Consider the following 13,475-nt stretch of genomic DNA (forward strand, 5'->3'; position numbering starts at 1 on the left):
CGGGGCCACGTCGGCCAGCACGCCGCCTTCGCGGACTTTCAGCGGCTTGTTGCCGAAGTAGATGAACGGTACCGGCTCCGAGGTGTGCGCCGTGTGGGCTTGCCCGGTGTGGTCGTCGGTCATTTGCTCGACGTTGCCGTGGTCGGCCGTAATCAGGGCTTCGCCGCCGACCTTGTCCAGCGCCGTGGTGATGCGACCCAGGCATTCGTCCAGGCACTCCACGGCCTTGACGGCGGCGGCCATTACGCCGCTGTGGCCGACCATGTCGCCGTTGGCATAGTTGACGACGATCACGTCGTAGCGCTGATTTTCGATCGCATCGACAATCTTGTCGGTGACTTCCGGCGCGCTCATTTCTGGCTGCAGATCGTAAGTGGCGACTTTCGGCGACGGGATCAGGATGCGCTCTTCACCCGGGAACGGCTCTTCACGGCCACCGGAGAAGAAGAACGTCACGTGCGCATATTTCTCGGTCTCGGCGATGCGCAACTGAGTCTTGCCGTTATCGGCCAGGTACTGGCCCAGCACATTTTTCAGGCTGCCCGGCGCAAACGCCGACGGCGCTTTGATGCTGGCCGAGTACTGGGTCAGCATCACGTAGTTGACCTTTGGCTGACGGGCGCGGGGGAAGTCGTTGAAGTCGTCCTCGACGAACACCCGGCTCAGTTCGCGGGCACGGTCGGCGCGGAAGTTCATGAACACCACGGCATCGCCGTCTTCGACCTGCACCGACTCGCCAATGGCGGTGGGTTTGACGAATTCGTCGCTTTCATCGCGTGCATAGGCGGCTTCAAGGCCGGCTACGGCGCTGTCGGCGTTGAACTCGGCCTTGCCGTCGACGATCAGGTTGTAGGCGGCCGAGACACGGTCCCAGCGGTTGTCGCGGTCCATGGCAAAGAAGCGGCCGATGATCGTCGCGGTACGGCCCTTGCCCAGACGGGCGAAGGCGGCGTCGAGCAGTTCCAGCGACGACTGGGCGCTGCGTGGCGGGGTATCACGGCCATCGAGGAAGGCATGCAGGTAGATTTTCTCGGCGCCGCGCTTGACCGCCAGTTCTGCCATGGCGACCAGATGGTCCTGGTGGCTGTGCACGCCGCCATCGGACAACAGACCCATGATGTGCACGGCCTTGCCGGCACCCACAGCCTTGTCGACCGCCGCACAAATGGCCGGATTCTCGAAGAACTCACCGTCGCGAATCGCCTTGGTCACCCGGGTGAAGTCCTGATACACCACCCGACCGGCGCCCAGGTTCATGTGGCCGACTTCCGAGTTGCCCATCTGCCCGTCCGGCAGGCCCACGTCCATGCCGGAGCCAGAGATCAGGCCGTGAGGCTTGCTTGCATACAGGCGATCCATGACTGGCATACGGGCCGCCAGAATGGCGTTGCCTTCAGGGTTCTCGCTGTGGCCGAAGCCGTCGAGAATGATCAGAACCAGTGGTTTTGCGGTAGCAGTCATGGAACCCTCGTTTGCTGGCCGCATGACCCGGATCGGCTGACCCGGTTTCAAGCTGCCTGCTTGGCAAAATGGGAAGTAAGAAAAGGATAGGCATTTTAGGGACAAGTTCCCGTCGCGTCACCGTCGGGGAGACTTTGGCCGACCTTGGGTGCTGTGTATACTGGCCGGCATTTTAACGCCCTGGAAACTGGACATGGTTGCTCACCTGCTTGAATTCGTCACCCACCACTACCTGATCACAGGCGCTTTCGTGATTCTGCTGGCCCTGCTGATCGCTTACGAGGTAAGCAAGGGCGCGCGCGGCGTCACCACCGGCGAGCTGACCGCACTGGTCAACAGCGACCAGGGCGTGATCATCGACGTGCGTTCGACCAAGGATTTCGCCGCCGGCCACATCGTTGGCGCGCTGAATTATCCACAGGAAAAAATCCTGACCCGCACCAGCGATCTGCAAAAGTACAAGGACAAGACCCTGATTCTGGTCGATGCTCATGGCCAGAGCGCCGGCAGCACGGCCGGCGAGCTGATCAAGGCCGGCTTCAAGGCCGCCAAGCTGTCTGGTGGCATTTCCAGCTGGCGCGGTGACAACCTGCCTTTGGTGAAGTGATATGGCCGACGTTCTCGTCTATTCCAGTGACTATTGCCCGTATTGCATTCGTGCCAAGCAGTTGCTCGGCAAGAAGAACGTAGCCTTCGAAGAAATCCGCGTCGATGGCCAACCCCAGGTGCGTGCTGCAATGGCCCAGAAAGCCGGGCGCACCTCGGTACCGCAGATCTGGATCGGCTCAACCCACGTGGGCGGCTGTGATGACCTGTTCGCTCTGGAGCGCGCCGGCAAGCTCGATGCGCTGCTCCTCGGCTGATTCAACCTCCTGTTAAGTTAAGCCTCTTACTATTCGAGAAGGATCCGACATGACCGAACAAACCACCAACGGCGCCGTTGCCAACGAAGAAGACGCACCGCAGTTCAGCCTGCAGCGTATCTATGTTCGCGACCTGTCGTTCGAAGCCCCGAAGAGCCCGGCCATCTTCCGTCAGGAATGGACCCCTTCGGTCAGCCTGGACCTGAACACCCGTCAAAAGCAGCTTGAAAACGATTTCTACGAAGTCGTGCTGACCCTGTCGGTGACCGTGAACAACGGTGACGAAGTCGCCTTCATCGTCGAAGTACAGCAAGCCGGTATCTTCCTGATCAAGGGCCTGGACCCATCGTCGATGAGCCACACCCTGGGCGCGTTCTGCCCGAACATCCTGTTCCCGTACGCGCGCGAAACCATCGACAGCCTGGTGGTGCGCGGCTCGTTCCCGGCGCTGATGCTGGCCCCGGTGAACTTCGATGCCCTGTACGCCCAGGAGCTGCAGCGTCTGCAACAGGCTGGCGAAGCGCCTTCGGCCTAAGCTTTCTTGCAGAGATGAAAAAGCGCCTTCACAGGCGCTTTTTTGTGGGCGGCCTTTGGCGTTGGTTCGTCAGGCAAAGCCCTGCTGGCGCCAGGCCTCATAGACGGCCACCGCTACGGTGTTGGACAGGTTCAGGCTGCGGCAGCCTTCGCGCATGGGCAGGCGCAGGCGCCGGTCGTTGCTGAAGGTATCGAGCAGTTCACCCGGCAGGCCACGGCTTTCAGGGCCGAAGATAAAGGCATCGCCCGGCTCGAAGCTGACCTGGTGAAACGGCTGCGAGCCCTTGGTGGTAAAGGCGAACAGCCGCGGGTGGCCGATCTTTTCCAGGCAACCGGGCAAGTCGGCGTGGGTTTGCAGCGTGGCATACTCGTGGTAGTCGAGCCCGGCGCGGCGCAGGCGCTTGTCGTCCAGCTCAAAGCCCAACGGTTCGATCAAATGCAGGGTGCAGCCACTGTTGGCGCACAGCCTGATGACATTGCCGGTATTCGGCGGAATTTCTGGTTGAAAAAGGATGACGTGAAACATGCACGGCTCCGAACGAAAGGACGGGATGCATTCTACCCCTGAAGAAGACCCCAGGCCGAAGTTCTGGCCGCGCGTATTGGGTTCGATTGCCATTGTCGGGTTTTCGGTGGGCATGATGATCGGCCGGGTCCAGCAATCGGACCCGGTAGAACTGCAACAGATCGAAGAGTTGCCCGCCGGGCTGGCGCTGTGGTTCAACGAAGAGCCGACCGTGCAGGGCGAGACGGTCGAGGGTGCCATCGTGCTGCGCCTGGACGCGACGGGCCAGCCATGGAACGGCCAGTTGCGCGGCGACGGCAAGGTCACGCGGTGGACGCTGCAACGTGCGGAAAAAGGATTGGTGCTGACGCTGCTGGCGACCCGCCCACTGCACGGCGACTGGAACGCTGCCGAGGTGGACGGGCGCTGGAGGCTGGAAGTCAGCCTCCGTGAGCAATAAAAGAGGGGAATCCCCGGCCTGCCTGTACCAAGGCCCCCAAAACTGGTAGGTACAAGAGTTACTGCAGGTGGCGTGCCAGTTTTGGAATTTTCGCCAAGCAAGCTGTAAAAAATCCTACAGCCCTTGCGGAATAGGCCGGTTTTCCCTCGATTGCGGCAAATCGATTTGTATCAACACAGTGTTTCGGACCGATCATGGGTGTTTTTTGCACCCTAATTGCGCATCAGGACCGTGCGGGCACCCAAGGTGATGCACGGTCATCGTCTGCGGTTACGGCTTCCACACCTGCACATCCCGCGCATCGACCTTGGCCGGCAATAGCCCGGCGGCAAAGAATGCGTCGGCAATGCTCTGCTGTTCTTCAAGCTTGTCGGCTTCGACCGGCAAAATCTGATAAGTACGACGCTGGTTGGCCGCTTCTACCGTCGCGCCATCCAGGTTGCCCCACAGCGGGCCCAGCAGTCTGGCGGCTTCGGCCGGATTGGCCTTGACCCATTTTCCGGTTTTCTCCAGTTCGTGGAACACGGTCTTAAGCACCTGTGGATGTTTGTCGGCGTAGGCATTGGTGGTCAGGTAATAGCGCTGGTACTGCGCCAGGCCCTTGCCGTCGGCCAGGGTGCGGGTCGGTACCTGACGCTGCACGCCGCTGAGGAAGGGTTCCCAGGTCACCCAGGCGTCGACCTTGCGGTTCTCGAACGCGGCGCGGCCGTCGGCGGGGGTCAAATAGGCAGGCTCGATATCGCTGAATTTGAGCCCTGCCTTTTGCAGCGCTGCAATCAACAGGTAATGACTGCCCGCCGCCTTGGTAACGGCCACCTTGCGGCCCTTGAGATCGGCGAGGGTTTCCAGCGTTGCATCCTTGTGTACCACGATGGCCTGCGCAGAAGGCGAGGGCGCCTCGCGGGCAAAGTAGGTCAGGCGGGCACCGGCGGCCTGGGCAAACACCGGCACGGTGTCGGCCACATCGGCGGACAAATCAACATTGCCGACGTTCAGCGATTCAAGCAAAGGCAGGCCGCTGGGGAATTCGTGCCACGACACGGTGATGCCCTGTTTGTTCAATTCCCGCTCCAGCGTGCCCTGGGTTTTGAGGATCACAATCAGGGGTGAGGACTTCTGAAAACCGATTCGCAGGTTTTCTTGCGCTCCGGCCACAGGGCTCATTATCAGCGTGGTGGCAATTGTAATAATTGCTGCTAAAGGGCGGCTGAATGCCCGTTTTACAAGGGTTTCAAGGCGCATGCGAGTAGGCTTCCGGATGACGGGCTGTAGGAAAAAAGGCGTGATCCGGTTGTCCGGTAACCGCAAACTAAACGATCTGACGAGCGGTCATAAAATATTTTTTAGGCATTAGCTTATTAGGTGGATACACTCCGTGGCGGTCGCTTGGACATGGCTTGGGACATATAGCTTTATGGTCTAAAAGCAACATAAATTGTTACTTTTTGATTTGAGCGTTTTCCACTACCGTGCAGCGACCCAAATACGCGGTCTAGTCAATTAGTCGCGATACGCCCGAACAACGATTGACCTCAAGGTCGACACTGGCGTTAATCGCGCGACCATGCTTCCGAGGAGTCGGGGTCATGGCATACAAAAATTAGATTCACGAGGAGCGAAGCAATGAAAAAGTCTACCCTGGCCCTGGCCGTAGCATTCGGCGTACTGGCTCAGCAGGCCGGCGCTGCCGGTTTCATCGAAGACAGCAAGGCATCCGTGAGTTCCCGGACCCTGTACTTCAAGAACGATTGGCGTGAAGGCACTACCCAGGATCACCGTGAAACAGCAACGGGCCTGAAGTTCGACTACACCTCGGGCTTCACTCAGGGCACGGTAGGTTTTGGTCTGGACGCCCAGGCTCTGGTCGGCGTTCACCTGGACGGTGGTCGTGGTCATCGCGCAGCAGCAGTCAACGGCGCTATCACTCCAAGTGACACCGACGGTTCGGCTGTCAGCGAGTGGTCGCGTGCCGGCGCCAACGTCAAGGCTCGCTTCTCCAAAACCGAGCTGAAGCTGGGTAATGCCCTGGCTCCTAACCTGCCAATCCTGGTGACCAACGACGGTCGTCTGCTGCCACAAGCCTTTGAAGGCGGCATCCTGACCTCCAAGGACCTGGACGGCGTGACCTTCACCGGCGGTCAACTGACCCAGAGCATTGGTCGTGCTTCGTCCAACTGGACCGATCTGTCCGTTGGCGGTGCAACTGAAGGCAGCGACGCCTTCCGCTTTGCCGGCGCTGACTGGAAAGTCACCAAAGACCTGACCCTGCAGTACTACTTCGCCAACCTGGAAGACTTCTACAAGCAGCACTTCCTGGGCCTGGTACACGTTTACCCGATCGCCGAAAACCAGTCGTTCAAGACTGACCTGCGTTATTTCAACAGCAGCTCCGACGGCAAGAACAGCAGCGGCACTGCCGGCTACCGTTTCAACAACAACGGCGGCTACGCTAAAAACGCCGGTGAAGTTGACAACACCACCTGGTCGGCCATGTTCACCTACACCCTGGGCGGCCATGCGGTCATGCTCGGTCACCAGCAAGTGGGTGATGACGGTGGCTTCGTCTCGCTGAACCAAGGCTCTATCACTGACGGTCGCGGCCGTGCAGAAGGCAACGGTGGCGGCAGCTTCTACCTGTTCACCGACTCGATGGCCAACGGTTTCATCCGTGCCGGCGAGAACACCACCTTCGGTCAGTACTCGTATGACTTCGCCAAAGTCGGCGTGCCAGGCCTGAAAGCCGCTATTGCCTACCTGCATGGCGACGACATCAAAGGCACTGGCGCCAACGCTGGTCGTGAGTTCTCCGAGTGGGAACGCGACATGCGCGTTGACTACGTGATCCAGAGCGGTCCGCTCAAGGGCTTCGGCACTACCCTGCGTCACGCTTCGTTCCGCAGCGAGACTGGCCTGGCTACCAGCGACACCGACCAGACCCGTCTGATCTTCAACTACACCTACAACTTCATGTAAGTGTGTTGAACGCCGGATAAAAGAACCCCGCCGAGTGCGGGGTTCTTTTTGCCTGTTTTTTTATATTTCTAAACGCTATATCCAAAGCAATATCTATTCTTTTTAATTTTCTAAAGAAACGCGCACAGTAGCTCTATATTCAAATGCACCCACCGCCCACCTGCATAACAAGGAGCTACACCATGACACTGCGACTTGGCGATATCGCCCCTGACTTCGAACAGGATTCCAGTGAAGGCCTGATCAAGTTCCACGAATGGCTGGGCGACAGCTGGGGCGTCTTGTTTTCTCACCCGGCGGACTTCACCCCGGTGTGCACCACCGAGCTGGGCTTCACCGCCAAGCTCAAGGACGAATTCGCCAAACGCGGCGTCAAGGCCATTGCCTTGTCGGTGGACCCGGTCGACTCCCACGTCAAGTGGATCGACGACATCAACACCACGCAAAATACCGCTGTTAACTTCCCGATCCTGGCCGATGCCGACCGTAAAGTGTCGGACCTCTACGACCTGATCCACCCTAACGCCAGCGACACTCTGACCGTGCGCTCTCTGTTCGTGATCGACCCGAACAAGAAAGTCCGTCTGACCATTACTTATCCGGCAAGCACCGGGCGTAACTTCAACGAAATCCTGCGGGTCATCGACTCGCTGCAACTGACCGACAACCACAAGGTGGCCACCCCGGCCAACTGGGTGGATGGCGATGACGTGGTCATCGTGCCGTCGCTCAAGGATGAAGAAGAAATCAAACGCCGCTTCCCCAAAGGCTACAAGGCCGTCACGCCGTACCTGCGCCTGACGCCGCAACCGAATCGCTAAACGCAACGATCTCCCTGAGTGGGGTTTTTTTGGGCCGATTTTATCGGCCCTTTTTTATTTCCGAAGGCCTGTATCGCGCATATGTCTTTGTGGAATAACAAAATGAAAAAATAAGATTTATAGATATAAAAAAGCCCTGTTAATGTCTCCCCATCCAAACTCATCCAGCAAAGGAGAGCGCCATGCGCACCACCATTTTGCGTCGAAGCCTTGCCGCTCTTGTTGCGGTTGCCCTCAGCGTCGGCGTGTTGACCCAGGCCCAGGCTGAAGACCTGCGCATCGGCTACCAGAAGTACGGCACCCTGGTGCTGCTCAAGGCCAAGGGTTCGCTGGAGAAGCGTCTGGCCGAGCAGGGCGTCAAGGTGCAATGGACCGAATTCCCCGGCGGCCCGCAGTTGCTTGAAGGTCTGAACGTGGGCTCCATCGACTTTGGCGTCACCGGCGAAACCCCGCCTGTGTTTGCCCAGGCTGCTGGCGCCGACTTGCTGTACGTGGCCTACGAGCCGCCAGCACCGACCAGCGAAGCGATTCTGGTGCCCAAGGACTCGGCCATCACTTCGGTCAAAGACCTCAAAGGCAAGAAAGTCGCCCTCAACAAGGGCTCCAACGTCCATTACCTGCTGGTCAAGGCCCTGGAAGATGCCGGCCTGAAATACAGCGACATCCAGACCGTGTTCCTGCCGCCCGCCGATGCTCGCGCCGCCTTCGAGCGTGGCAGCGTCGATGCCTGGGTCATCTGGGACCCGTACCAGGCCGCCGCCGAACAGCAACTGCAGGCCCGTACCCTGAAAGACGGTACCGGCATCGTCGACAACCACCAGTTCTACCTGGCGACCAAGCCGTACGCGCAGAAGAACCCCAAGGTCATCGAAGCGCTGGTTGAAGAAGTCCGTGCGGTAGGCGAGTGGTCGCAGGCCAACCCTGAAGAGGTGACCAAACAGGTTGCCCCGCTGCTGGGCCTGCCGGCCGACATCACCCTGACCTCGGTCAAGCGCCAGGGCTACGGCGCGCACTTCATCACCCCGCAGGTGGTCGAGGCGCAGCAGAAAATCGCTGACACCTTCCACCAGCTCAAGCTGATCCCCAAACCTTTGAGCATCAAGGATGTGATCTGGACACCGCCTGCTGCTGTGGCGAAAGCCCAGTGACTGACCCGTACCTGATTAACAGGCCTTTCGAGGAGACAACTCCATGAGCCTCAGTGCTTCACAACGTATTCTGCACAGGCTGGCGCCCTGGGCGCTGCCGGTGCTGTTGCTGGTGGTCTGGCAGCTTTCTGTCAGCGCCGGCTGGCTGTCCACCCGCATCCTGCCGGCGCCTAGCGCTGTGATCGAAGCGGGCGTCAGCCTGGTCAGCAGTGGTGAAATCTGGACGCATCTGGCCATCAGTGGCTGGCGCGCCGGCGTCGGCTTCGCCATCGGCGGCGGCATTGGCCTGGCCTTGGGCTTCATCACCGGCCTGACCCGCTGGGGCGAGCGCCTGCTGGACAGCTCGGTGCAGATGATCCGCAACGTGCCGCACCTGGCGCTGATTCCACTGGTGATCCTGTGGTTCGGCATCGACGAAACCGCCAAGGTATTTCTGGTTGCGCTGGGTACCCTGTTCCCGATCTACCTCAACACCTACCACGGCATTCGCAACATCGACCCTGCGCTGGTCGAAATGTCGCGCAGCTACGGCTTGTCGGGCTTCGGTCTGTTCCGCCATGTGATCCTGCCCGGCGCCATGCCGTCGATCCTGGTCGGTGTGCGTTTTGCCCTGGGCTTCATGTGGCTGACCCTGATCGTCGCCGAAACCATCTCGGCCAGTTCCGGCATCGGTTATCTGGCGATGAACGCCCGTGAATTTCTGCAAACCGACGTGGTGGTGCTGGCCATCGTCCTGTACGCCGTGCTCGGCAAACTGGCCGACGTGGCCGCTCGCGGTCTGGAGCGTGTGTGCCTGCGCTGGCACCCGGCCTATCAAGTACACAAGGGCGGTGCCGCATGAGCAGTCTAAAACAGCAACAGCCGGCCAACCTGCTGCGCGGCATTCCACTGGCCGCGCACCGGATCAAGAAAGCCTTTGGCGACCGCGAAGTCCTGAGAGACATCGACCTGCACATCCCGGCCGGCCAGTTCGTCGCCGTGGTGGGTCGCAGCGGTTGCGGCAAAAGCACCTTGCTGCGCTTGCTCGCAGGCCTCGACAAGCCTACTTCCGGCGATTTGCGTGCTGGCTCCGGGCAATTGTCCGAAGCACGCGACGACACCCGCCTGATGTTCCAGGAAGCGCGTTTGCTGCCCTGGAAAAAGATCATCGACAACGTCGGCCTCGGCCTGACCGGCGACTGGCGCCCACAAGCGCTCGAAGCGCTGGAAGCGGTCGGCCTGGCCGAGCGTGCCAATGAGTGGCCAGCGGCGCTGTCCGGCGGCCAGAAGCAGCGTGTGGCCCTGGCCCGTGCCCTGATTCACAAGCCGCGCCTGCTGTTGCTCGACGAGCCACTGGGTGCGCTGGATGCCCTGACCCGCATCGAAATGCAGCAACTGATCGAGAACCTGTGGCGCAAATACGGTTTTACCGTGCTGCTGGTGACCCACGATGTCAGCGAAGCCGTGGCCGTCGCCGATCGGGTCATCCTGATCGAAGAAGGCCGTATTGGCCTGGATGTGCTGGTCGATCTGCCACGCCCTCGCGTGCGCGGCTCGCACCGCCTGGCGGCGCTGGAAGCTGAAGTGCTCAACCGGGTGCTGGCCATTCCTGGCACGCCACCGGACCCCGAACCCGTTTCACCCCTGCCTACGCAACTGCGTTGGGCCAACTAATCGTTATCGCACCTGAAAAAGAGGAAGATCTCATGACTATCAAGGCCATCAACGTACGCAACCAGTTCAAAGGCACCATCAAGGAAATCGTTTTGGGCGACGTATTGTCGGAAATCGACGTACAAACCGCTTCGGGCATCGTGACGTCAGTCATCACCACCCGCTCGGTCAAAGAGCTGGAACTGGGCGTGGGCAGCGAAGTGATCGCGTTCGTAAAATCGACTGAAGTGTCGATCGCCAAGCTGTAATTGCCGGTAAAAAACGCCCCGGACGGTGAAAACCCTCCGGGGCGTTTTTGTGTGTGCGGTTGAAAACCTAGTAGATCTGCCAGTAGGCAAGGCCTGGATGTGGGTCGAAGCTCATGGTCATGCTCAATACAGAATCTGTAGGAGCAAACACTGGGCTGTGGGAGGCAGTAACTGTCTTTGCCCATGTCGACCTCGTCGCCAGCAGAGTTTGCCTACTACAGGTCGGTGCGGGCCTTGTAGGAGGCAGCTCTGCTGGCGATTGAGTGCGAAGCGCTCACAGAAACCTGCGAAACGCCAAAACACAGGCAGGAGCGCACGCATGACACTTTTACCCTCAGCAGTCTTATGCCATTACCGCTACGACCCGCTCGACCGTCTGGCGAGCACCCGTCCAGCGGCTCAAGACAGCGCGCTGCGCTTCTATCGCAAGAACAGGCTGGCAACGAACATCCAGGGCGCCATTCAGCACTCGTTCTTCGGCCATGACGAGCAGTTGCTGGCCCAACAGCAACGCTCAGGTAAACGTACGGAAACCAGCCTGCTGGCGACCGATCAACAAGGCTCGGTATTGCACGGCGTCGATGTGACAGGCATCGAGTCTCGTGCTTACAACGTTTACGGCCATCACCCCGCTGAAAGCGGATTGAGTTGCTTGATGGGCTTCAACGGTGAACAGCGCGATCCAGTGACCGGGCATTATCTGCTGGGCAATGGTTATCGGGCGTTCAATCCGGTGTTGATGCGGTTCAATAGCCCGGATGAGCTGAGTCCGTTTGGTCGGGGCGGGTTGAATGTGTATGCGTATTGTCAGGGGGATCCAGTTAATTTTCGGGATTCGTCGGGAAGAGCACCTGTAGGTCTTTCGTTCGGAGAACTGCCCGGAAAATTATTAAAAACAATTCTAAAACCACCGCTGACGAAAGCTTCCGTAGCCAAGCCTGTTTCTACAAGCAAAAAAAATTTACTCAGGGATTTGATTCTGGATGATGTAATCGCTATGGAACTAGGGGTGGCTGATGATTGGGCGTCTCAAGCAGAAATAAAAAACAAACTTTCATTGCTTGCTAAACGCGATGTGAAACAATGGCCGCCGAAAGCTGTTGATGTTCCTGGTTTGACAAAGACAGAGTTGAAACGTAGGCGTAATGCACTGTCAAAGAATATAAGATCGGAGATGTTTAGCAACACGCTTGCTTCGTCGGAAGCGCCTTCTATTGCTCGATATAAGGGTATCATCAATGCGGCTAACGCTGTTCGTGGGTTGCACGAGTTGGAGGCTCTCGACGTTATTGATTCAGGACGAATCTCTGCAGAATTCGTGGAGGGCAGAAAAGATATTGCAATGATTGATCAGGTGTTTATTGATTATCATAAGTTATTTTTCGAGCGATATGGAGCGGTCGGTCTGGATTTTATAGGCGCTGACTTTAAGTTGTCATAAGTTTATGTGCCGACTTCGTTTTTTTAATGATGCGGTCACTGCCGCGGTGCAGGGGGCGATTAATTTGTTGTTCCCAAAACACCGATCGGCTGATAGTTGCTGGGGGGTTAAACTTGAGGCAACGTTTTACTGCGTTTGCAGGTGCTTGTTTTATTGTCAGGCAATACCCTTTCACGGGATCTGGATAATCATATGAAATGACAGGAGTGCACCATGTTACCTTCAACCTCGGTTTTGTTATGCCACTACCGCTACGACCCGCTCGACCGGCTGGCGAGCACCCGGCCGGCGGCTCAAGACGGCGCGTTGCGCTTCTATCGCAAGAACCGGCTGGCAACGCACATCCAGGGCGCGATCCTGCATACATTCTTCGGCCATGACGATCAGTTGCTGGCCCAACAGCAACGCTCGGGTAAAAGCACGGAAACCAGTCTGCTGGCGACGGATTTACAGGGCTCGGTGTTGCACGGGGTTGATGGGGCGGGTATCGGGTCTCGTGCTTACAGCGTTTACGGCCATCAGCCCGCTGAAAGCGGATTGAGTTGTTTGATGGGCCTCAACGGTGAACTGCGCGATCCGGTGACCGGGCATTATCTGTTGGGCAATGGTTATCGGGCGTTCAATCCGGTGTTGATGCGGTTCAATAGCCCGGATGAGCTGAGTCCGTTTGGTCGGGGCGGGTTGAATACGTATGCGTATTGTCAGGGGGATCCGGTTAATTTCAGGGATTCGACGGGGGGGATACCATCGCCTGTAAGGCTGGCGGCAGCGCAGGTCGATGACCTGATGGTTGAGGCCTTGGGCGTCGGCGTTCGATTATCACCGGTTGATACTGGATCGCCTGAATACCTCACCCTGTATCAGCAATTGCAAGAGGAATTCGCTAGATTTGAAGTTCATCAATCTCTTTCTCCAGCGGTTCGAACTATCACGCCTCCCGCATCGCCGCGTAGTGTAAACGCCGGCAGTACAAATGTTGGGGGTGCTGTTCAACCAAGACAAAGAGGATGGAACGAGTGGAAGAAGATGAAACAGAGAATCCATAACTACAGAAACAGAGGTGCAGTCAATGAGGCTTTACCTTCGCCCGGAGTAAGGGCGGCTAGTAAGCTTCGCGGCCTCAGGCAGCATGTCAAAGATCTTAATGCGGTAAAGAATTTCTATCGGAAACACGATTTTTCTTCAGGGGATATTGGGAGTCACAGTTTTAAGGAGTATCGCCGGCATCGGGATGACCTTATAAGCGCCAAGTCTGTGCTTGGGCGCTATGAGCGTCTGTATGAAATGACATATGGCCCTGTACGTAGTCCCCCATAGAGCAAGTAAGGCGCGGATCGCACTGTCGTGGTTGCAGCCATCCTGGCTTTC

Annotated in this window: 15 protein-coding genes; 12 read left to right on the forward strand and 3 right to left on the reverse strand. The window is 58.3% G+C overall.

Annotation, left to right across the window (positions count from 1 at the left end; all coding sequences use genetic code 11):
* A partial coding sequence (gene gpmI / locus ACYP2A_RS20920; protein WP_459747774.1) for a 2,3-bisphosphoglycerate-independent phosphoglycerate mutase occupies positions 1 to 1,461 on the reverse strand: 1,461 nt, incomplete at its 3' end.
* Between the two features lie 193 nt (positions 1,462 to 1,654).
* Here gpmI and ACYP2A_RS20925 point away from each other — a divergent pair.
* Genes ACYP2A_RS20925 through secB form a run of 3 tightly spaced genes read left to right on the forward strand, consistent with a single transcriptional unit; the run spans position 1,655 to position 2,859 of the window.
* Positions 1,655 to 2,068, forward strand: a complete 414-nt coding sequence (locus ACYP2A_RS20925) for a rhodanese-like domain-containing protein (protein WP_459747775.1) — start codon at positions 1,655 to 1,657, stop codon at positions 2,066 to 2,068.
* Between the two features lies 1 nt (position 2,069).
* Positions 2,070 to 2,324: a glutaredoxin 3 gene (gene grxC, locus ACYP2A_RS20930; protein WP_459747776.1), complete on the forward strand. Its 255-nt coding sequence runs from the start codon at positions 2,070 to 2,072 to the stop codon at positions 2,322 to 2,324.
* Between the two features lie 49 nt (positions 2,325 to 2,373).
* Entirely contained in the window at positions 2,374 to 2,859 is a 486-nt protein-coding gene (gene secB / locus ACYP2A_RS20935) for a protein-export chaperone SecB (protein WP_459747777.1), read from the forward strand.
* Positions 2,860 to 2,928: 69 nt separating this feature from the next.
* Here secB and trmL read toward each other — a convergent pair whose 3' ends face one another.
* Positions 2,929 to 3,384, reverse strand: coding sequence for a tRNA (uridine(34)/cytosine(34)/5-carboxymethylaminomethyluridine(34)-2'-O)-methyltransferase TrmL (trmL, locus tag ACYP2A_RS20940; RefSeq protein ID WP_459747778.1), 456 nt, complete (start codon positions 3,382 to 3,384; stop codon positions 2,929 to 2,931).
* On the opposite strand from trmL, the gene ACYP2A_RS20945 reads away from it, so the two are divergent.
* Complete coding sequence (locus ACYP2A_RS20945; protein ID WP_459747779.1) at positions 3,383 to 3,823, forward strand: hypothetical protein; 441 nt, start codon at positions 3,383 to 3,385, stop codon at positions 3,821 to 3,823. The two genes, trmL and ACYP2A_RS20945, sit on opposite strands and share 2 nt — an antisense overlap.
* Positions 3,824 to 4,093: 270 nt before the next feature.
* On the opposite strand, the gene ACYP2A_RS20950 is transcribed toward ACYP2A_RS20945, so the two are convergent.
* A complete protein-coding gene (locus tag ACYP2A_RS20950) occupies positions 4,094 to 4,987 on the reverse strand; it encodes an aliphatic sulfonate ABC transporter substrate-binding protein (protein ID WP_459747780.1) in 894 nt (297 codons plus the stop codon).
* Positions 4,988 to 5,446: 459 nt separating this feature from the next.
* Here ACYP2A_RS20950 and ACYP2A_RS20955 point away from each other — a divergent pair, with 459 nt between their 5' ends.
* The 8 genes from ACYP2A_RS20955 (at position 5,447) to ACYP2A_RS20990 (ending at position 13,424) form a co-directional block, all read left to right on the forward strand.
* Positions 5,447 to 6,796: an OprD family porin gene (locus ACYP2A_RS20955; protein WP_459747781.1), complete on the forward strand. Its 1,350-nt coding sequence runs from the start codon at positions 5,447 to 5,449 to the stop codon at positions 6,794 to 6,796.
* Between the two features lie 182 nt (positions 6,797 to 6,978).
* Positions 6,979 to 7,617: a peroxiredoxin gene (locus ACYP2A_RS20960; protein WP_459747783.1), complete on the forward strand. Its 639-nt coding sequence runs from the start codon at positions 6,979 to 6,981 to the stop codon at positions 7,615 to 7,617.
* Between the two features lie 182 nt (positions 7,618 to 7,799).
* Positions 7,800 to 8,765 (forward strand): sulfonate ABC transporter substrate-binding protein, encoded by a 966-nt coding sequence (locus ACYP2A_RS20965; RefSeq protein ID WP_459747785.1) that lies wholly within the window; start codon positions 7,800 to 7,802, stop codon positions 8,763 to 8,765.
* 43 nt (positions 8,766 to 8,808) lie between these two features.
* Positions 8,809 to 9,606: an aliphatic sulfonate ABC transporter permease SsuC gene (gene ssuC, locus ACYP2A_RS20970; protein ID WP_459747787.1), complete on the forward strand. Its 798-nt coding sequence runs from the start codon at positions 8,809 to 8,811 to the stop codon at positions 9,604 to 9,606.
* A complete protein-coding gene (gene ssuB / locus ACYP2A_RS20975; protein WP_459747789.1) occupies positions 9,603 to 10,418 on the forward strand; it encodes an aliphatic sulfonates ABC transporter ATP-binding protein in 816 nt (271 codons plus the stop codon). The genes ssuC and ssuB overlap by 4 nt, the downstream gene beginning before the upstream one ends.
* A gap of 32 nt (positions 10,419 to 10,450) precedes the next feature.
* On the forward strand, positions 10,451 to 10,666 hold the full coding sequence (locus ACYP2A_RS20980) for a TOBE domain-containing protein (protein ID WP_056842174.1): 216 nt from the start codon (positions 10,451 to 10,453) through the stop codon (positions 10,664 to 10,666).
* Positions 10,667 to 10,985: 319 nt separating this feature from the next.
* On the forward strand, positions 10,986 to 12,107 hold the full coding sequence (locus ACYP2A_RS20985) for an RHS repeat-associated core domain-containing protein (RefSeq protein ID WP_459747790.1): 1,122 nt from the start codon (positions 10,986 to 10,988) through the stop codon (positions 12,105 to 12,107).
* Between the two features lie 213 nt (positions 12,108 to 12,320).
* The gene (locus tag ACYP2A_RS20990; protein ID WP_459747791.1) at positions 12,321 to 13,424 is read left to right on the forward strand and encodes an RHS repeat-associated core domain-containing protein; all 1,104 of its coding nucleotides are present in this window, start codon (positions 12,321 to 12,323) and stop codon (positions 13,422 to 13,424) included.
* The last annotated feature ends 51 nt before the right edge of the window (positions 13,425 to 13,475 follow it).

The organism is Pseudomonas sp. 3A(2025), from assembly GCF_054589175.1.

Excerpts from the sequence above, each read along its gene's own strand:
- ACYP2A_RS20925 (WP_459747775.1), top strand. The coding sequence starts at position 1,655 with ATGGTTGCTCACCTGCTTGAATTCGTCACCCACCACTACCTGATCACA.
- grxC (WP_459747776.1), top strand. The coding sequence starts at position 2,070 with ATGGCCGACGTTCTCGTCTATTCCAGTGACTATTGCCCGTATTGCATT.
- secB (WP_459747777.1), top strand. The coding sequence starts at position 2,374 with ATGACCGAACAAACCACCAACGGCGCCGTTGCCAACGAAGAAGACGCA.
- ACYP2A_RS20945 (WP_459747779.1), top strand. The coding sequence starts at position 3,383 with ATGCACGGCTCCGAACGAAAGGACGGGATGCATTCTACCCCTGAAGAA.
- trmL (WP_459747778.1), bottom strand. The coding sequence starts at position 3,384 with ATGTTTCACGTCATCCTTTTTCAACCAGAAATTCCGCCGAATACCGGC.
- ACYP2A_RS20950 (WP_459747780.1), bottom strand. The coding sequence starts at position 4,987 with ATGAGCCCTGTGGCCGGAGCGCAAGAAAACCTGCGAATCGGTTTTCAG.
- ACYP2A_RS20955 (WP_459747781.1), top strand. The coding sequence starts at position 5,447 with ATGAAAAAGTCTACCCTGGCCCTGGCCGTAGCATTCGGCGTACTGGCT.
- ACYP2A_RS20960 (WP_459747783.1), top strand. The coding sequence starts at position 6,979 with ATGACACTGCGACTTGGCGATATCGCCCCTGACTTCGAACAGGATTCC.
- ACYP2A_RS20965 (WP_459747785.1), top strand. The coding sequence starts at position 7,800 with ATGCGCACCACCATTTTGCGTCGAAGCCTTGCCGCTCTTGTTGCGGTT.
- ssuC (WP_459747787.1), top strand. The coding sequence starts at position 8,809 with ATGAGCCTCAGTGCTTCACAACGTATTCTGCACAGGCTGGCGCCCTGG.
- ssuB (WP_459747789.1), top strand. The coding sequence starts at position 9,603 with ATGAGCAGTCTAAAACAGCAACAGCCGGCCAACCTGCTGCGCGGCATT.
- ACYP2A_RS20980 (WP_056842174.1), top strand. The coding sequence starts at position 10,451 with ATGACTATCAAGGCCATCAACGTACGCAACCAGTTCAAAGGCACCATC.
- ACYP2A_RS20985 (WP_459747790.1), top strand. The coding sequence starts at position 10,986 with ATGACACTTTTACCCTCAGCAGTCTTATGCCATTACCGCTACGACCCG.
- ACYP2A_RS20990 (WP_459747791.1), top strand. The coding sequence starts at position 12,321 with ATGTTACCTTCAACCTCGGTTTTGTTATGCCACTACCGCTACGACCCG.